This is a genomic window from Bacteroides faecichinchillae JCM 17102, from assembly GCF_000614145.1.
Classification (GTDB): domain Bacteria; phylum Bacteroidota; class Bacteroidia; order Bacteroidales; family Bacteroidaceae; genus Bacteroides; species Bacteroides faecichinchillae.
Genome location: NZ_BAKK01000008.1, coordinates 39,843 through 58,727, shown reverse-complemented (window position 1 = coordinate 58,727; position 18,885 = coordinate 39,843). Strand labels below are relative to the sequence as shown.

General features: G+C 38.2%; 15 protein-coding genes and 1 pseudogene. 3 read left to right on the top strand and 13 right to left on the bottom strand.

Annotated features, from left to right (window positions below; all coding sequences use genetic code 11):
• The first annotated feature begins 10 nt into the window (after positions 1-10).
• Complete coding sequence (locus JCM17102_RS06030; protein ID WP_025074406.1) at positions 11-865, top strand: hypothetical protein; 855 nt, start codon at positions 11-13, stop codon at positions 863-865.
• 121 nt (positions 866-986) lie between these two features.
• Here JCM17102_RS06030 and JCM17102_RS06025 read toward each other — a convergent pair whose 3' ends face one another.
• The 6 genes and pseudogenes from JCM17102_RS06025 to JCM17102_RS22295 all read right to left on the bottom strand — a co-directional run bounded on the left by JCM17102_RS06025 (position 987) and on the right by JCM17102_RS22295 (position 6,389).
• Positions 987-1,619, bottom strand: coding sequence for a 4'-phosphopantetheinyl transferase family protein (locus JCM17102_RS06025; protein ID WP_025074405.1), 633 nt, complete (start codon positions 1,617-1,619; stop codon positions 987-989).
• A gap of 1 nt (position 1,620) precedes the next feature.
• Positions 1,621-2,966: pseudogene (locus JCM17102_RS26405) on the bottom strand (gliding motility-associated protein GldE).
• A 77-nt stretch (positions 2,967-3,043) separates the two neighbouring features.
• Positions 3,044-3,508, bottom strand: coding sequence for a single-stranded DNA-binding protein (locus tag JCM17102_RS06015; protein ID WP_025074404.1), 465 nt, complete (start codon positions 3,506-3,508; stop codon positions 3,044-3,046).
• A gap of 86 nt (positions 3,509-3,594) precedes the next feature.
• A complete protein-coding gene (mutY, locus tag JCM17102_RS06010; protein ID WP_025074403.1) occupies positions 3,595-4,644 on the bottom strand; it encodes an A/G-specific adenine glycosylase in 1,050 nt (349 codons plus the stop codon).
• Between the two features lie 217 nt (positions 4,645-4,861).
• Positions 4,862-5,626 (bottom strand): hypothetical protein, encoded by a 765-nt coding sequence (locus JCM17102_RS06005; protein WP_136498278.1) that lies wholly within the window; start codon positions 5,624-5,626, stop codon positions 4,862-4,864.
• 13 nt (positions 5,627-5,639) lie between these two features.
• Positions 5,640-6,389: a hypothetical protein gene (locus JCM17102_RS22295; protein WP_139262173.1), complete on the bottom strand. Its 750-nt coding sequence runs from the start codon at positions 6,387-6,389 to the stop codon at positions 5,640-5,642.
• A gap of 768 nt (positions 6,390-7,157) precedes the next feature.
• Here JCM17102_RS22295 and JCM17102_RS05985 point away from each other — a divergent pair.
• Both JCM17102_RS05985 and JCM17102_RS05980 read left to right on the top strand, forming a co-directional pair.
• Positions 7,158-7,433 (top strand): HU family DNA-binding protein, encoded by a 276-nt coding sequence (locus JCM17102_RS05985; RefSeq protein WP_025074398.1) that lies wholly within the window; start codon positions 7,158-7,160, stop codon positions 7,431-7,433.
• Positions 7,434-7,720: 287 nt separating this feature from the next.
• The gene (locus JCM17102_RS05980; RefSeq protein WP_025074397.1) at positions 7,721-9,295 is read left to right on the top strand and encodes an Rne/Rng family ribonuclease; all 1,575 of its coding nucleotides are present in this window, start codon (positions 7,721-7,723) and stop codon (positions 9,293-9,295) included.
• Between the two features lie 192 nt (positions 9,296-9,487).
• Here JCM17102_RS05980 and JCM17102_RS05975 read toward each other — a convergent pair whose 3' ends face one another.
• The 7 genes from JCM17102_RS05975 to JCM17102_RS05940 all read right to left on the bottom strand — a co-directional run bounded on the left by JCM17102_RS05975 (position 9,488) and on the right by JCM17102_RS05940 (position 18,884).
• Positions 9,488-10,579 (bottom strand): OmpA family protein, encoded by a 1,092-nt coding sequence (locus tag JCM17102_RS05975; protein WP_025074396.1) that lies wholly within the window; start codon positions 10,577-10,579, stop codon positions 9,488-9,490.
• 142 nt (positions 10,580-10,721) lie between these two features.
• Positions 10,722-12,632, bottom strand: a complete 1,911-nt coding sequence (locus JCM17102_RS05970) for a hypothetical protein (RefSeq protein ID WP_025074395.1) — start codon at positions 12,630-12,632, stop codon at positions 10,722-10,724.
• Between the two features lie 56 nt (positions 12,633-12,688).
• A complete protein-coding gene (locus JCM17102_RS05965) occupies positions 12,689-13,783 on the bottom strand; it encodes a hypothetical protein (RefSeq protein ID WP_025074394.1) in 1,095 nt (364 codons plus the stop codon).
• A 447-nt stretch (positions 13,784-14,230) separates the two neighbouring features.
• Positions 14,231-15,169: a tyrosine-type recombinase/integrase gene (locus tag JCM17102_RS05955; protein ID WP_025074392.1), complete on the bottom strand. Its 939-nt coding sequence runs from the start codon at positions 15,167-15,169 to the stop codon at positions 14,231-14,233.
• 507 nt (positions 15,170-15,676) lie between these two features.
• Positions 15,677-16,849: an iron-containing alcohol dehydrogenase gene (locus tag JCM17102_RS05950; protein WP_025074391.1), complete on the bottom strand. Its 1,173-nt coding sequence runs from the start codon at positions 16,847-16,849 to the stop codon at positions 15,677-15,679.
• Positions 16,850-16,913: 64 nt separating this feature from the next.
• Positions 16,914-17,915 carry a lysylphosphatidylglycerol synthase transmembrane domain-containing protein gene (locus tag JCM17102_RS05945; protein ID WP_025074390.1) on the bottom strand — a complete coding sequence of 334 codons (1,002 nt, stop codon included), beginning with the start codon at positions 17,913-17,915 and terminating at the stop codon, positions 16,914-16,916.
• A gap of 33 nt (positions 17,916-17,948) precedes the next feature.
• The gene (locus JCM17102_RS05940; RefSeq protein WP_025074389.1) at positions 17,949-18,884 is read right to left on the bottom strand and encodes a phosphoinositol dihydroceramide synthase; all 936 of its coding nucleotides are present in this window, start codon (positions 18,882-18,884) and stop codon (positions 17,949-17,951) included.
• Position 18,885: the final 1 nt, after the last annotated feature.

The window sequence follows — 18,885 nt, the reverse complement described above, 5'->3', positions numbered from 1 at the left end:
GATATAAATTATGAAAAAACATTGGTATATTTTAGCTATCATAGCTACTATATTTTCTTCATGTGGAAACGATCATGACGAACTTCTTCCAAACAACAACGATGGAGAACTAAAAGTATTAGAGTATTGTCCTGCACCGGGACAGTTTATCAACGATGGATACAATTGCCAAACAATGGATGAAGCAAACACCTATGCAGAAGAGCGTTTCAAAAAGAAAGGATTTGTTTCTTTAGGAGCATTTGGAGGTTATATAACAGTAAAAATGCCAAAAGAAATCAAGAACCGTAAAGGATATGACTTTGCAATTATTGGTAACCCATTTTCCGGCAGTTCCGAACCAGGGATCGTATGGGTATCAAGAGATGATAACGGTAACGGAAAAGCAGACGACGTTTGGTATGAATTGAATGGAAGCGATGAAACGACTCGCGACTATTCAGTAACATATTACAGACCTGACGAAATAGGAGATATTCCTTGGGAAGACAATCAAGGAGAATCAGGTACGATCACACACCTTCCTCAATTCCATAAACAAATGTATTATCCCAATTGGATCAAAACTAGTTCATACACATTAACTGGAAGTAAGCTTGAACCACGTACTGAACAAGTTGAAGGAGAATGGCATAACAAGGATTTTGGAGAAGGGTATGCTGATAATTGGGGAAAAGATATTGCTAAAGACGAATATGGAAATTACCGTTACAACCAATTCGATCTAGACAATGCCGTTGATTCGAACGGTGATCCGGTGCAATTGGAAAGTATTCATTTTGTGAAAGTACAAAGTGCAATTCTAAAAAATGCAGGAGTAATTGGTGAAGTCTCTACCGAAGTAGCAGGTTTCAAAGCATTTTAAAAAAAATATATAACACAAGATAAACCTGAGTTTTTCAAAAAGAGACTCTGGCTTTTTTCATTTTATCAACTGAAACTATAGCAGCATGCAGAAATCTGTATAAAAGATAGAAATGCCCCAATCAACCGGCTACCCAAGTTAATACAAAATCGGGATTAATGCGATAGCCCACATCAAACAGTTGCTTCTGTTCTGTGACATATTCCCGAAGCTGAAACTGTCCTTCCTTTTGGAGGATAAAAGGAGATAAACAAAGTTTCCGCAAGTCAGCATCGGGATCTTTCATGTATTTAAAAACTGTTTCTTTAGCTGACCAATGTAATAATAATCCCCACGTAATATCCCCTTGATAAGAACCAACCTGTTCATCTGGACGTATAAAACGATCGATGACTTTGTGAATACGTTTTCCATACTGTTCAATATCAATTCCCACCAGTACTTCCGAACTTAGGATGACTGCTACATACCCTTTGGTATGAGAAATACTAATATAAAAGGAACCGTCTACCAAAAAAGGTTTACCACTGGATTTATATCCAATTTCCTTCTTCTCTTCCAGGAGGGTAAATAACAAAACACGAACCGATAGCCATTCCTGTCTCCGATGCTCAGACGTAAACTGTTGGATCTCTTTTTCATATTCTGTTTTTAACGAAACAGGCAAAAGATTCAATAATTCCTCTATACCTTCGTCCATCTTCCAGACTGCCCACTGACAAGAGCGTTCCTTATGTTGCAGAAATAAAGCCATCCTACTCTTTCGACTTCTGACTCTCTACTGGATTGATCGTGAATTTGACTTTCAAGATACGCCGACTATCCATTTCCAACACTTCAAACTCGTAATGATGATACGTTACTTTTTCATGCAGTGCAGGAAACTCTCCCTTAATTTCAAGCAACATACCAGCCAATGTATCCGCATCCCCTACTACCTTTTCAAATTCATCCTCGTCTACTTTTGCAATTTTATAGAAGTCTGTCAGCTGAGTCTTTGCCTCAAACACCCAAGTATGATCATTCAACTTCACATAGGTACGTTCTTCGTCATCATATTCATCGTGGATCTCACCAACAATTTCCTCAATAATATCTTCCATCGTCACCAGACCGGAAGTTCCTCCAAACTCATCTACAACAATAGCAATATGAATCTTATTAGCCTGAAAATCACGTAAAAGATCATCGATCATCTTCGTTTCAGGAACAAAATAAGCCGGACGAATCAACGACTGCCAACGGAAATTATCTCCCTTATTAACATGTGGCAAAAGGTCTTTTATATAAAGTACTCCCTTGATATTATCCCTTGAGCCGGAATAAACAGGAATACGCGAATAAGCATTCTCAATGATACATTGCATCACCTCCTTAAAAGGTGTACGAATATCCAAATCGACATATCCAAACGCGATGTCATCACCTCTTTTACAGTCTCACCTCCAAAACGTATAATCCCTTCCAAAATATTGTTTTCTTCCGAGATTTCGGCCTTATCCGTAAGTTCCAAAGCATGAGAAAGCTCATCGACAGAAATATTATGATTCTTCTTTGCGAAATGTTTATTTAGAAAAGTGGTAGACTGCACCAAAACAGAAGCAACCAGACGAAATACCTTTTCAAGGAAATAAATTCCCGGTGCAGAGAAACGACAGAAAGCCAACGTTTTCTGTGCCGAATAAATTTTCGGCATAATCTCACCAAACAACAATAACAAGAATGTAAGAATGACAGTCAATATCAAAAACTCTGCAAAAGGAGAATGGAAAGAAAACACATTCATGAAGAAAAAGTTGCAGAGCATAATAATCGTTACGTTCACAAAGTTGTTCGTAATCAAGATAGTTGCCAACAAACGTTCCGAATCACTCAAAAGTGCACTGATCTTATTGTCGGAAGGATGATTGTGGTCTTCAATATCATTCAGATCTGAAGGACCAAGAGAGAAAAAAGCTATTTCAGAAGCCGAAGCAAAGCCAGAAGCAAGCAGAAGAATACCTGCCAGCACTATGGCTATAATAGCAGAGATAGAAGGAGTGTGTACGGTAATACCGTTAAAAATGTCAGCCAATTGGCTTAAATAACCATCTGAGTCCAAAGAATATATATTTTAATTAAACAAAAAATAATGTGCCAATGAGTTTATGCAACTTATTGACACATTATCACAGTATTTTAGAACGGTAAATCATCCGCCGAACCACCTTGTGCGGATTGTGTCTGAGAAAGTTGCGCCTGTTGCACAGGATTAGATTGCGCCGAAGCAGCTTGTTGTCCGGCAGAAGTTCCCATACCCGGGTTAGCACCTTTAGGGCTCAACATTTCCATATTATCTACATAAACCTCGGTGATATAACGCATCGCTCCTGACTGGTCACTATAAGAACGAGTCCTTATCTTTCCTTCCAGATATAACTTATCACCTTTATGCACATATTTATCTACAATTTCGGCTAAACGGTTCGAAGCTACGATATTATGCCATTCTGTTCTTTCGGGAACCTGAGTTCCATTTGCCAACGTATAAGCACGATCTGTTGTAGCCAAAGGGAAAGTAGCCACAGCCGATCCCGTATCAAAGTATTTCACTTTCGGATCTTGTCCTACATTTCCTAATAATATCACTTTATTTACTGACATATATGTATCGGGATTATTATTCAAAAATTAAATCTGCTGCCAAAATTAAACAGAATAACAATAGAATGCAAGAATTGTTGTTACTTTTATTTCAAACCGACATACTTCTCAATAAAAGCATGTACTAGCTTAGGAACTGCATACCGCCCCAGTTCGTCCATTTTTATTTTCTGATAATTAGTGAAGGAAACCGAATCTTCGGGCAACGTTACTTCATAGAAATTAGCATAAATTACCCGATGAGACAAGATGTGCTTCACATCCCTACAAACAGTACGTACCAGTGGCTTCTCTTCCTCGGCAATCAATGATTGAAACTCCGGCAAAGCCAGAAACTCTTCTTCAGTCACAGAGACAGGAGTTTCAATCAAAGGAAGCTCAAACAGATTCTTCCAGATATCATCTGCCGTACGTTTATTTATATATGTGTACACGCCCGAACGTACATAAATATAATTAAAATAGCGATTGGTCGTTTTCGTTTTATGCTGCTTGACCGGAAGTAATGCCACACGTCCCATAGCCAAAGCCGAACAACTTTCCGCCAACGGACAAAACAAACAGTTGGGCGACTGTGGAGTACACTGTATCGCACCGAAATCCATAATTCCCTGATTGTATAACGCCGGATGTTTCTTATCCAGCATTTCATTCGCCAAAGTAGCAAAAAGCTTTTTCCCTTCTGTCGAATCAATCGGCGTATCTATCCCAAAGTAACGCGAAAGAACCCGGTATACATTACCATCTACCACTGCATAAGGCATTCCATAAGCGAAAGAACAAATAGCTGCTGCTGTATACTCCCCCACTCCTTTCAATGATAACACCTCCTGATACGTTTTCGGAAAAACGCCATTCATACTTCTGGCAGCAGCATGAAGATTACGGGCACGAGAGTAATATCCCAGTCCCTGCCAATACTTCATCACTTCATCTTCGTCAGCGTCTGCCAATGCCTGCACATTGGGAAAACGTCTAATAAAACGGAGATAGTAATCATATCCCTGCGCTACACGTGTCTGCTGAAGAATAATCTCGGAAATCCATATCAAATAAGGGTCCGATGATTCTCTCCAAGGCAAATCTCGTTTATACTCATTATACCACTCTACGATCGTTCTTGTAAATTCATTCATTCCACACTAAAGGATTCGTCTAACAATTATCTTGTATATGCTATTCAAAAGACACACAAAAGTAACTCTTTTGACTCTAAGAAAACTTAATGCCTCCACTTTTTTAGAAAATGTGCAGAATATATTCCCAAGAACTCAAAAACACGTATTCAGGATAGCCACTGAATATCAATAAATCGAAATTAGATCAATCATTATTTTGAAAATTATCCAGTCCTCACTTAAACAAGTTAATAAAATCATCACCTGCTTTTAAGGCACATGATAACACTTTTTCCAGTGGTTCTCCATCATCTCCGGCGTAATATCTGCCTGTCTGTACAATAGTCTGTTTACGCAATACTTGATAACCAGAAGTGTCCAACCAAAACAAATCCCAAACGGACTGATAACATACCATTGTTCCTTGTGATTGCGAAACATTATCTCCTCCCCAAGAATAGGTATGAGGAAAAGCAGGAGAAGATTTATAGCTACTAAATTCGTTTTTAGAATCAAAAGTAAAATTTATATCACGTATGACAGCAACCAATCCGGCATTAAACCGTTTGTTGATATCCTCCACTTCCTGCTCATCGAATATTTTTCTCGTACTCTCCACTAAAGCAGTGGGTGTTTTAGCTTTCAAGAGTTCAGTCACCCTACGTGCAATTATATTATTGAAAAATTGATATTCCACACTTCCCTGCCAGCGCGAAAAAGAATAGTTTGCCTGATTCGGATTATACCATTTATATCGATTGTACGGAGATTCATACTCTACAGTCGTTTTTTTCTGCTGACTGATATTCAAATCCTTTGCAATCGTATCTTGCATACTTACAATTAGTACACGCATACTGTCCAAATCAATTGAATGACTGTCAATCCGTACAGAATCCGTTTTTTCTACTTTATAAAAAGAGGCGAAAACGCTATACTTCCTACTTGCACATCCTATGAACAGAGCCATAGAAATCATTGATAAAATTATTCGTTTCATTCTAATCATTTATTTAATGTTCTTTATGATTCTGTAAAACATACTGTCCTAAACGTATATCTCCATGACTTGTATAAATAAAGTACAAATAGTGTTCAAAGTTACCTTTACATTTCTCATTGTACAATTCAACTTGACAACTTTTCATAGAAAGAGTATTATTAGACGTAGGAAGACCATATATTCTAAGTCGGTAAGGTGATAATAACTCTATGGATACAGGAGAAGGATACAATCTTTTTTGTCCATACGTATCTATAATATATACCCGTATCTTATTAACGTCCATATAATTTGCTTCATCATGAAAATGGTTATAATCTTGTGTTTCTATAATTACACTATTTGAGTATCCGTAATTTAACATAACAGAATAGCTCAAATAATCTTTAAAACAATCATTTATAGAACCTGCATCTATGGTCTCATCTGGATTTATCCGAATCACACCTGAAGTACTACATTGATAGCAACTACGACAAGAAAGGCTATACGAAACATCATAGGCCTTATTAGTAGATGATGGTGGAAAACCAATAGTAAACGAACTATTGGCAGAAAGAAAATTTTCTTCTTTGTATATAAATCCATTTTTCCCCCAACATCTAAATGTGAATTCATGATCATTATCATGATTTACACAAGATAAATGCACATTCGCTATCCTTCCTATTACCACTGATACTAACAGTAGGAATACATTTATTTTTCGAATTACAAACATAATTATAGTTTGCCAATTCCAATTGTTTCTCACTTTCATTCTCGAACATTTGATCCTGTACACAAGAACTAATACTTATCGAAACAAACAAAACACAATAAAAATAAAACAACTTTTTCATATTCATTTAATTTATCGGTTAATGTATCACTTTTCAATATTTAATCATATTCATATTTACAGCACTATAACTTTGTTCTTTTTGATTGGGGCAATGCACTACAAACAATTAACTTACCCGTTTTTTAGATCCAACTGTATAAAATTAATAAAAATGAATGTATATCTTTTTTTTAGCAAACCTAGATATTTTTTTAGTAAAACAACTCTCAAAAATGATATTTGTGCTTAAAAATATGACACTTATACTATTTTAGTTATATATTTCCAAGTAAAAACGATTGTAAAACACGAAAACTAACGATTTAGTGACGACAAAATTTGTTTCCTTCCCAAATAATATTTTTATCCAACCTCATGAGTTGTTCAATCATACTCCACAACCTGTTTTTCAAAAAACAGAAAAGGTTCTAATTCTTATTTCTCTAATCATCTGTTAACATGCCGGCTTCCTATAATGTCAATTGAAACTTTATACCTATTATATATAGATGAGTTCTCTATACCTTCCAGAAAAATTCGATTTCGAATAACAAAGAACATCTCATAATCAGCTTAATAACATATAATCTCACGACTTTTTCTAAAAATAGTCCGAAATATATTTTTTAGAGCCACTAAAAAGCTATATATTTGCAGTCCAAAAAATTAGCAATAACAGAGTAATAATTTTTTTTTTTAAAAAAAATGACTAAAGCAGATATTGTAAACGAGATTACAAAGAAAACCGGAATTGACAAGGTTACAGTTCTTACAACAGTGGAAGCATTCATGGATGCTGTGAAAGATTCTTTGTCAAAAGATGAAAATGTATATCTTCGCGGATTTGGTAGCTTCGTAGTGAAGAAAAGAGCACAAAAGACAGCTCGTAATATTTCAAAGAACACTACCATCATCATTCCGGAACACAACATTCCGGCGTTCAAACCGGCTAAGACATTTACAATCTCAGTGAAGAAATAATAAACAAGAGTATTAACCAATAAAATTGTGAAGCTATGCCTAGCGGAAAAAAGAAAAAAAGACATAAAATGTCTACGCACAAGCGTAAAAAAAGACTAAGAAAGAACAGACATAAAAGCAAAAAATAATTTTTAAGTCTGAGTCAAAACAGAATAAAGAACAAACTTGCGAAGCTTATGTCTTTCAAGTTTGTTCTTTGTTTAAGTAGCTGACCTTAATGAACAAAATGTAAAAAAAGTTGTTCATTGTATTGAGATTCAACTAATATAACTTAAGGAAAGGAAACTGTGACAAGTGAACTAGTAGTAGACGTACAACCCAAAGAGGTCTCCATCGCCCTTCTCGAAGATAAAAGTCTGGTGGAACTTCAAAGCGAAGGAACAAACATTTCTTTCTCTGTGGGTAATATGTATTTGGGACGTATCAAGAAATTGATGCCGGGACTGAATGCGTGCTTTGTGGACGTCGGTTACGAGAAAGACGCTTTCCTTCATTATTTAGACCTGGGACCTCAATTTAACTCACTCGAAAAGTTTGTAAAGCAAACTCTAAGCGACAGAAAGAAGCTGAACTCCATCAGCAAAGCAACCATACTTCCTGACCTTGACAAGGATGGCACTGTAGCCAATACATTAAAGGTCGGACAAGAAGTAGTGGTGCAAATTGTTAAAGAGCCTATTTCGACCAAGGGTCCCCGATTAACGTCCGAAATTTCTTTTGCCGGACGCTATTTGGTATTGATTCCCTTCAACGATAAGGTATCTGTTTCCCAAAAAATTAAATCGAGCGAAGAACGCGCCCGCCTGAAACAACTGCTGATGAGCATCAAGCCGAAAAATTTTGGTGTCATTGTGCGAACGGTAGCCGAAGGTAAACGTGTAGCGGAACTCGACGGAGAGCTTAGAGTCCTAGTCAAACATTGGGAAGATGCAATGACCAAAGTGCAAAAAGCCACCAAGTATCCGACGTTGATTTATGAAGAGACAAGCCGCGCTGTAGGTTTGCTACGTGACCTCTTCAATCCTTCTTTTGAGAATATATACGTCAATGACGAGGCTGTGTACAATGAAATCAAGGACTATGTTACGTTGATCGCACCTGATCGCGCCAACATTGTGAAACTGTACAAAGGACAACTTCCCATTTATGACAATTTCGGTATCACCAAACAAATTAAATCGTCGTTTGGTAAAACAATCTCTTACAAGAGTGGTGCCTACCTGATTATTGAGCACACTGAGGCGCTTCACGTAGTAGACGTGAACAGCGGTAACCGCACCAAGAATGCCAACGGGCAGGAAGGTAACGCACTCGAAGTAAACTTGGGAGCCGCTGACGAACTGGCTCGCCAATTGAGATTGAGAGATATGGGTGGTATCATTGTCGTAGACTTCATCGACATGAATGAAGCTGAAAACCGTCAGAAGCTTTACGAACGTATGTGTGCCAATATGCAAAAAGACAGGGCACGTCATAATATTCTGCCTCTCAGCAAATTCGGACTGATGCAGATTACGCGCCAACGTGTGCGTCCAGCCATGGACGTAAACACGTCCGAAACTTGCCCTACTTGCTTTGGAAAAGGTACCATCAAGTCGTCCATCCTCTTTACGGACACTCTCGAGAGTAAAATTGATTATCTGGTCAATAAACTGAAGGTGAAGAAATTCTCGCTACACGTCCATCCGTATGTGGCCGCTTACATCAATCAGGGACTCATGTCTCTGAAGCGTAAATGGCAAATGAAGTACGGATTCGGTATCAAGATCATTCCTAATCAGAAACTTGCTTTTCTTCAATATGTGTTCTATGATATACATAGGGAGGAAATCGATATGAAGGAAGAAATCGAAATCAAATAACAGAAAAGGCGACTCGAACAGACCGAGCCGCCTTTTGTTATAAAAGAGGATGCCAATGGGGAACATTATAGTGGGCATCCTCTACAGGAGTAGGTTTCAAAGAATATACTTTCACAAGCACAATCTTCTGCTTCTCTACACCTTATTATTTTCTTCACACAATCATTATGAAGAAAGGGGTCTTGATAGATATTATTTTGCAATACAAATACTAACGCGATTTTCTTCGGGAGTATCATAAGGTTGTACAGTATCACCTTTAAAATCGATCGCAATTCTTCCCGCTGCAATCCCTTTCGCTTTCAATGCTTCTGCCACATTCTTCGCACGCATTTCCGAAAGTTTAGAATTAATTCTTGCATTTCCGGTATTCGCATCAGCATAACCGGTTACAGTCACTCTTGAAGCGGGATATTTTTCCAGATATTCGACTAATAAAGCAATCTTAGCTTGTTGATCATTTCGAATTCGTGCAGAATTCAGAGCAAAGAAGATACTTTGTTTCATAGGTTCAACAGTAGCAACTTCCGCCTTTGGTTTCGGTTGTTCCACTACGGGAGTAGGTTTCGGTTGTTCTGTTACCACAGTTTGCGGTTCATAATATACCGGAGCTATCTTTTTATAACTCTTTCCAAGTTTAATACTCAAACCGACTAAAGCATTGATTTGCCAATCACAGTTTCCAGCTTTCTTCGAATTAAATTTATCTGATAATAAATTTGCATTTGCTTCAATGTTAATAGCCAGACGATCATTTAAACGGAGGTCACAACCTAATCCCAAACGTCCGGCAACCAAATTTTTACTATTTTTCCAAAGATATTCCATTTCATAGGTTTTCGTATCCAGTGCATTTGCTTCGTCATTATCAAATGCATGATTCAAACCCACTCCAGCAAAGAAATAACCATTAAAGACACGTTTCGGATTGAATCCACAAAACAAAGAACTGAGGTCTGTCATGATATCGACATTTCCCTGCAAATATTTATATTGATAATCTTGCTTCGGACTAACCCAACCACCTTTGGCTTGCCATCCGCTGACTCCAATACGTGCCCCAAATGCCGGAGCAAATTTATATCCGACATTGAAAGCCGCAGCCGGAGAGATAAGATCGACTAATTTTGCTTCACCGATGGTATGAGCAGCTCCTGCTTGTGCCTGTATGAACCAATGAGGATGAAAGATAACCTTAGCTGGTTCTTTTACCTGCCGTTCTTGTGCAAAAGTCATTGTAGTACAGAGTAATACTACTAAGCTGATTAAAATATTTTTCTTCATAAGTCTACAGTTAATAATAAAGTTCTGCAAATTTCTTCAATCCATCTTATATATTATTTTTTAAGAAAGAAGGCATTCTCTCTTTCAAAAGAGAACGCCTTCCTTTTTAGATTTCATTGAAATTCTCCTAATAAGATTTCAATTATTTAGTTTCACCAGAATTAACAGTCAATACTACGATTGTCATTTCCGGGTCAGCCAATGTCGGAGACCACTTAGTGTTTACATATACAGGAACTGCAATCTGGAATGCCTGTTGGATATGAGCACCACTATTATTCTTGAATGTCAGAGATTTTGCACCTGCTTCAGACGGAGTAGCTTCCAATACATATTTATCTTTAAAGTCACTCCATTTGCTTGCTTTAACATCCGGAGAGATAACAATGCTTTCTCCTTGTTTCTTCAAGTTTGTAGTTGCGTTAGTCAAATCCCAAGTTACACCACCTACGTTGTACCACTGAACTAACTTATTAGCAGGTTCAAATTCTTTACCGTCAGCCCAAACTGTACGTTTCAAACCGAAGGTTTCTGTGATAGTAGCGATCTTTTCAACGCTGATAGTAGAACCACCAGTCAGCAAGTCTTTGAATGATTCCTTAACTTCATCCAATGTCATAGCCAACGGATTAATGAAATTAACCAAGAAGTGATCAAGTTCAACAGTGATATTTGCACAGTTAGTAGCAACAAGTTTCACCGGAACATTCTTTCCTAACAATTCCTGAGCAGCTGAAGTTGCAAAACTGTGAGCGCCAACAGAAGGAGTCTCTTCATACAAACGGATGATACTACCATTAATTTCAGCAGCTTTTACGTTGTTTTTGTACAAGATAGTACCATTGAGACGTACGCTCCATTCATTACCAAGAAGAACTTTAACGCGTGCTTCATCAAATTGGAATTCTGCGTCATCTGCATTAGAAACCAGATCAACAACCTCTGTAATACCAGAATTCTTATTGTAGCCCTTCAACATATCAGCAATCAACTGACAATCATAGAATTTGCTGATACCATAAACAGCATCGTCAGTCAAAGCTGGATTAACCTGGAATGCCTTATTAATGTTGCTAGTAGTCAAATCAGCAGTATTCCAGTATGTCTGTATATAACCGGCAACAAATGCCATCTTATCAACAGTCAATGTCAATACAATCTTGAATGTATAAGTTTCAGCGTCATCGCTCTTTCTGATATAACGTCCGTATACTGTTCTTACAGCTTTACCTGCATCATATTCTTCCTTAGTCAATTGAATATTAGCAATATCCCACTGCAAGTTGAATGTTGTAACAGATCCAGCTGCAGGAACTTCCTGAATAGTACCCAGTGTAGTAACAGCAGGAGTACCGGCCTTAGCAGCGTCCAGACTTGCATATACATTACCATCCAGCTTGTACAATTCGTGGAATTCTTCCTTGCTAATACCGTTTTGTTTAGCTACAGTGTAAATCTTATCATTCATTTCAGCTGTACCTACGATACCTACATAAGAAGTATTGCAAGCAAACTTGTTATTCGGAGTAAATGTTGCGATTAATTCTCCCAAATCCTTATTTACTCTTTCACTTGTCCAAGCAATCTTGAAGTAACGTACATCTACCACTTCCTTATTAGCAGTATTTCTCAAAATTACCTGTACCAGAGGTTCGCGACCAATAGCATCTCTATTCAGAGCTTCTCCATTACGAGAACGAGAAGAGATAACACCCTCTTCGCTGATTGTAGCAAATTCCTTCTGGTTAGTAGACTGCTCTGCATTGTCTTTCAACAAATAATCTATTAAGTTAAATTCGAAAGCCAATCCGTAGTCTGCAGCATTGTATTTATTTCCTTCTTTATCGCAAACTTCAACCAATGAATTCAGATTCAAAGTATTGTCAGTATATGCCAGATGTTTCAGGATAAACTGTCCTTCTGTAGTACATACGTCAGTTGCGTTAGCAGCATCATGAATAGTTGAATAATTCCAGAAATGAGCAAAATCTGCATCTTTCTCTGTTGCAGCTTCCTTATTATGGATAAACGGAATAGCAGAAGTTTCGGCCAAACGTGCCCAGTCAGAAGTTACAACCGGTGAAATACCTTGTTGTTCTTCTTCAGGAGTCAGTGCAATTTCGGCCTGAATAGCATCATAGCAAATTTCTCTACATTTTCCTTATCAGAAGCCTGATTGAATGAACCCTCACTCAATTTCTTCAAGTTTACAGTTACCTTACCGGTAGCACTAATATCAGCAATAGTAGCAGAAATCTTTTCACCAGATCTGGTCTTGATTTCATTAGTAGCATCATTAGTAATTACGGTAAGCCCCTTGATACTTGACTTTTTAACACTACTCGGGTTAGCATAATAATAAGCAGTAGTTTTTCCGTCATTGATAGAAGTTTCTTTTTTTCCATCAGCCTTGTCAGTCAGCAGATTGTTCCAAGGAGTATATCTCAAAGTTGCAAAATTGACAACTTCAATACCATTAATAAACTGAGATGGTGCAAATGTCAAGGCAGTGAGACGTTGAGAAAGTAAATCATTCAACGTGTTCAATCCTGTCTGGAAATTGCTAACCTCAGTAGAAAGAGCTGATAATTCAGATTTCAGATTACTAATGCTTTCTGCATTACTACTTACTTTTGTTTTCAATTCAGCCATTTCACCGAGTAATGTACTCAACTGTGACTTCATTTCTGGAAGTTCAGTTCCTAAATTCAGTTTCTCAATGGCAGCTTTGAAACTTTCCAATGCTGAGATCTGTGTTTTAAGAGCAGTTTCAGCAGCGGCTAATTGTTCTTTGGTAGCTAACTTATCCAACTGACCATTGATAGAATTAAGAGTAGCTTCAATCACTGCTATCTTTTCATCATACTGATCCATCGAACCCCTCAGCTCATTAACTAATTTTTGTGCTTCTTCAATAGCTTCAGCTTTAGCAGTTGCAGCAGCTTCTTTTGCGGCAGCCTCAGCTTTCTCTGCACTTGTTTGTGCATCCTCTGCGGCTTTTTTAGCTGAAGCAATTTCTTGCTTAGTAGCGTCCAATGCATTCTGAAGTTCTTTAACCTTCGCGTCCAATGTTGCCTGATTTGCATCCACACGTTCACTCAAACTGTCGATGTCGTCATCATAGTCTTTACAAGACGTAAATGTGCCTGATGAAACCGCCAACAGCGCTCCAAACAGGGCTACACTTAAAAACTTTTTGTTCATAATAAAAAACTTTTAATTTATAAATTAAAAAAAATAAAATATAGTCTCTAGTTGTCTAATTGAAAACCTCCGACCTTGTCTCATTCATTTTCATATAGTCTCTGAATTATTCATTTGATGATAATGAATTTATCCCGTTACTTCGTAGGTAACGGGAACACCTTTGTACCAGCTCTCAGAGAGCCATCTAAACGAAAAACCAGGCAAAACTACATTGAAACATATTTACCCCTGCTTTCGAAAGAGAGCAGAGGGGAGGAAAATCTTTGTTATGTATTGGAAGGTAACAAAAGTACTGATACAAAGAAATCCGCAGTTTTATTGTGCTATTTTCTTTTTTTAGTAGTTTATCAGAAAAAATATCATTTTTGTTTGGTTGTTTTCCAAAATATCTCCATATTTGCACCGCTATTAAGCTCCGTTACCTACGAAGTAACAGACTAGAGTTCAACATATTAGACCTGACACAAAGCGTTTTACATAATCTATTACACGTTTATTTGCCTCGTCTATTTTTTTATTCCTGAAAGGTTTTAGGTAAGTCTCGGTAACAGTGATTGAAGAATGTCCCATAGCTTCGGAAATGATTCCCGGATGAATCTCGCAATAATAGGCAGTTGTGGCCCAAGTATGGCGGGCACTATATGAACTCAGCCTATCACCTAATCCCAGTATTTCACCCAATAACATGAGTTGCCGGTTGAAACTGCGAAGAGCCATTTGGTATTCACGATACGCTTCCCGAGTACCTTCACGACTTGTCAAAAGCGGAAATAGATACGGTGAAGTGCTGTTCCTATTTACATATCTATTCAAGATCGACATTGCTTCCGGAGTTAATGTTACCGACAAAGGACGCCCCGTTTTACGTCTACGGTAAGTCAAAACATTATCACGTAAATCACTTTTGCGAAGATAGGCTAGATCGACAAAAGGCAGCCCACGAAGTAAAAACATCAAAACAAATAAATCTTGGGTACGCCGTAATACAGGAATATTGGCAAAAGTACCCGGTAACTTAGTAAATACCTTCTTTATGTCTTCGTCGTTCAATGCCCTACGGTGGTCCGCTTTTGTTCCGGTATAGACCGAGCGGAACAAATAAGGCACATAAGGAGCCTTACGACTATCCACTGCTCGATTGTAAACCGCTCGTAAAGTACGCAAATAAGTGGAAACCGTATTCCAACTGCATCCTCGGCTACGAAGATGAATTTCAAAACCTTTCAGCCATTCCGGAGTCACCTCCCGAAAAGCCAAATCCTCATTCCCATGAAAAGCAATAATGGCATTGAGACTACTCCGATATACGTGTGCAGTTCCAAAGTTTCCCCCCATTTGGAGCCTATCGGCTACTTGCTTCATAAATGTCGCTAACTTCATTATTTTACTACTCATTAAAGAATTAGACCATAAATATATATCATATCCCGTTCTCAAACTTTTTCGATAGACATATATTTTGTTATTGATTCAATCACCCGGCAGAACAGTTTTTCGCCGGGTAGGCAATAACAAATAAGAAGTATAGTTGTTTTCAGAACATAGAAGGCAAAACGTTTTCAAACATTAAATCAAGAGTATATATGAGTGTATTTGACATAAGATTGGTACCGACTCTGGATTACAGACTACTAAAAAACATTAAACTGCACACCTCAAGTTTGATAACAAACCTTATGAGCGCAGTTCTATGTGAAATGCTAAAGGAGTAAAAAAACACTTTCAGATTATCTTCTATTTCACGAACAGATTCTACTTTATTTTATCTAATTTAAAAGACAATCATTTCGACAAGCTACCAATGACAATAAAATCAAATAGTATTTATATAAATATTCTCACTAAATAACCCTACAGTATCCAATAGACAAAACAATGATATGAGTTTATTCACAATGCCAATCTATAAATCTCTCCACTATCTTTTCGGGTAAGTTTAACATAATTACCAACCAACTCACCTTTGTTACGATGCAAGCTATCAACTAATCGATCAATATCAGGATTTTCAATACCTAATTCCGCAAAGGTTATAGGCAATCCAATAGATTTGAAAAAGGCTTTCAAGCGGGAGATTCCTTCAAATGCAACAGATTTCTTATCTTCTGATTCTGGCACTCCCCATACACGTATTGCATATTGGACAATTTTATCAACATGATGATCAACCATCCACGTCATCCAAGCTGGGAAAATAACCGATAATCCGGCTCCATGCGTCACATTATAAATAGCACTCATTTCATGTTCCAGAAAATGAGAAGCCCAGTCTTCTTCACAACCAACTCCACACGTACCGTTATGAGCGATTGTTCCACACCACATCAAGTTGGCTCGAGCACCATAGTTTTGTGGTTCTTTCATCACAGTAGCGGCTTCTTTGATGATAGCAAGCAAAGTTCCTTCACATAGACGGTCGCCTATTTCTACCTCTTGAGTATTAGTAAAGTAACGTTCCATAATGTGCGCCATCATATCGGCAATGCCACAGGCAGTTTGGAAAGGAGGAAGTGTATATGTCAATTCCGGATTCATCACCGCAAAAACAGGACGAAGCAAACCAGGGACACGAAGACTGAGTTTCTGTAAACCGGCTACCTTGGTTATGACTGTATTACCGGAACCTTCGCTTCCGGCAGCAGGAATAGTTAGTACGACAGCCACTTTCAAGGCTTCCGTTACGGTAGATTTCCCAATATAGAAATCCCAGAAGTCACCGTCATAAGGAACTCCGGCAGCAATGGCTTTTGCTGTATCAATCACCGAACCTCCTCCTACAGCAAGCATCATATCTACCTGTTCTTTACGGCAAAGCTCTATCCCTTCATACACTTTCGTATCAACCGGATTGGGCTGTACACCACCAAGCATACAATAAGCGATACCTGCTTCCTGCAAGGATTTTTCCACACACGCCAAAAGTCCGTTACGAACCACAGAGCCCCCGCCATAAACCACCATTACTTTATGTGCACCATATTTTTTTACCAACGTTCCGGTCTGAACTTCCGCACCTCTTCCGAATACAAATTCGGTAGGACTGTAAAAGATAAAATTATTCATTGTCTACATATTATAAGCCTGACAAATTTAAAAAATTAGATAAAATAAAGAGGAAACTTGGAGCTTAAAATGATTTATTATCACTTTTATTTCCTATTTTCATTAGTACAAGTCCGATTACGATCCAAAAGATCTCACGCAAACGGGTGATAAGAGCAGTGTATACTCCATAAGCTCCGGAAAGGGCTAGACCACTTACAGCAAGGGCAAAGCCTCCTTCACGACCGCCAAGTTGCATCGGCATAAAGAATAGAAGATTGGCAAGCAATGAAGAAAAAGCCGCAATCAGGATGCAACTGATAAAGCTGACATTGGTTGTCAAGACATTCAGGATAAGCCATATTTCCAGACAACTGACTACACGTGCCATATATTCCAGCAAAAGGGCTGTATAGAAAGTACGTTTCTTTTGTTGATGCAAAAAAGCTATTTGTCGGTCAATATTTACCAGTTGTTCGTGATGTTTTTCGGCAAAACGGATAACCCGATGTTTCAAAAAAGGCAAACGGCTCCCCATACGAATGCAAGCTACTGCCATACCATGTTGATAACCTTTCACAAACAGTATGACAATCAGCAGACAAAATACAGTGATTGCCCCAAGTAAAATACTCATTGCCCACCCCACCGGATAAAGGCATACATAGAGCATAACGGAACTCAGCCAAAAGCAGAAATGAGAAAAGATGTGCATCATCACGTAAAGAATCACAGAAGATGTGGCACGCTCTACTCCAATATATGGAGTGAGTTCCATGATACGATATGGCTCGCCACCCATCAATCCAACAGGGGTTACATAATTAAGTGCAAATCCGGTAACGGTAAACTTGTAAAGCCGGGGAAAAGAAAGTCCCAACTTACCACCGCTACGAATGATGATGTACCACGATAAAGTATTTACTAAATAGATAAATGACCACAGCAACAAGATCAGAGGTAAATAAATCCCCGCACATTTCACGTTTTCCCATAACTCCTGATAATTCATGTCAAAAGTGAGAATCATTATCAGGACAGCAGTTATGCCGAAAACGAGAAACAAATTACGGTATTTATTCTTCATCTATGGGTCAATAGGTGGCTTCACCACAGATTATTATTTAATGTAATTATAATATCTGTCAAAGAAACGACGGAAGCCGCCTAATTTCATCAATCCTTTCTCAAAGATCAGAATGCCGAGTAAAGCACAAGATATGCCAAGTAACACGTCAATGATGTAATGATGACAAGAATATACTGCTGTTCCCCAAATACCGACCATGATAATGGAGAAAAGGGTAATTACATACCATTTACATCTGTGTACGATGGCATAAGCTAATGCTACTACCATGTAAGCCGCATGCAGTGAAGGCACTGCTGCAAACACATTAGCGTTACGTCCATAGATAGAATCGAAAACCGTCAGTCCTGTAAGCGCATCAAAACGACTAAGCCCCGCTACATTACCCGGAGTATTCAAGATCGGTTCGAAACCATAATTGATAGCATACCAAGGTGGAGCAGCCGGATGAATGTAATAGCCGACAAAACCTATCAGATTGACTAGCAGAAAAACCATAGCAAAGCGCAGGTAAATGTTTCTCGACTTCGACAGATATAGCCAGATTCCAAATGCAATGGGTACAGGTACCCAACAGAGATAAAAGATTCCAGCAAAAATATCAGCTATTACCCAATGGTGAGCTGCAAAGTATTCACAGGGAGTAACAAGCACTCCGCCATCCATCACTCCGAACAAAGATTTCTCTGCATTATACAGCCCTGCCACGTCAATCGGATTCACCTGATAGTTAGGACATATACGCATCCAGTCATATGAAATACCGAATATAAAGAATGGTAACAATGCCACCGCTAGTTTACGGGTAGGTAATCCCACAAAGAATAATACTAAGTAGATCGCTGCCATCAACAAGTGTTCGATACGAAGTCCGATAAACAGACCTGTCAGCAAAAGAAAAAGAGCTAATGCACAGATTACTGTCCAAACCTCTTTTTTTGATGGAATTTTGGCAGATTTTATCATG

What these genes read in the sequence shown, in the direction of transcription:
- JCM17102_RS06030 (WP_025074406.1), top strand. Translation starts at nt 11, where the DNA reads ATGAAAAAACATTGGTATATTTTAGCTATCATAGCTACTATATTTTCT.
- JCM17102_RS06025 (WP_025074405.1), bottom strand. Translation starts at nt 1,619, where the DNA reads ATGGCTTTATTTCTGCAACATAAGGAACGCTCTTGTCAGTGGGCAGTC.
- JCM17102_RS06015 (WP_025074404.1), bottom strand. Translation starts at nt 3,508, where the DNA reads ATGTCAGTAAATAAAGTGATATTATTAGGAAATGTAGGACAAGATCCG.
- mutY (WP_025074403.1), bottom strand. Translation starts at nt 4,644, where the DNA reads ATGAATGAATTTACAAGAACGATCGTAGAGTGGTATAATGAGTATAAA.
- JCM17102_RS06005 (WP_136498278.1), bottom strand. Translation starts at nt 5,626, where the DNA reads ATGAAACGAATAATTTTATCAATGATTTCTATGGCTCTGTTCATAGGA.
- JCM17102_RS22295 (WP_139262173.1), bottom strand. Translation starts at nt 6,389, where the DNA reads ATGAAAGTGAGAAACAATTGGAATTGGCAAACTATAATTATGTTTGTA.
- JCM17102_RS05985 (WP_025074398.1), top strand. Translation starts at nt 7,158, where the DNA reads ATGACTAAAGCAGATATTGTAAACGAGATTACAAAGAAAACCGGAATT.
- JCM17102_RS05975 (WP_025074396.1), bottom strand. Translation starts at nt 10,579, where the DNA reads ATGAAGAAAAATATTTTAATCAGCTTAGTAGTATTACTCTGTACTACA.
- JCM17102_RS05965 (WP_025074394.1), bottom strand. Translation starts at nt 13,783, where the DNA reads ATGAACAAAAAGTTTTTAAGTGTAGCCCTGTTTGGAGCGCTGTTGGCG.
- JCM17102_RS05950 (WP_025074391.1), bottom strand. Translation starts at nt 16,849, where the DNA reads ATGAATAATTTTATCTTTTACAGTCCTACCGAATTTGTATTCGGAAGA.
- JCM17102_RS05945 (WP_025074390.1), bottom strand. Translation starts at nt 17,915, where the DNA reads ATGAAGAATAAATACCGTAATTTGTTTCTCGTTTTCGGCATAACTGCT.
- JCM17102_RS05940 (WP_025074389.1), bottom strand. Translation starts at nt 18,884, where the DNA reads ATGATAAAATCTGCCAAAATTCCATCAAAAAAAGAGGTTTGGACAGTA.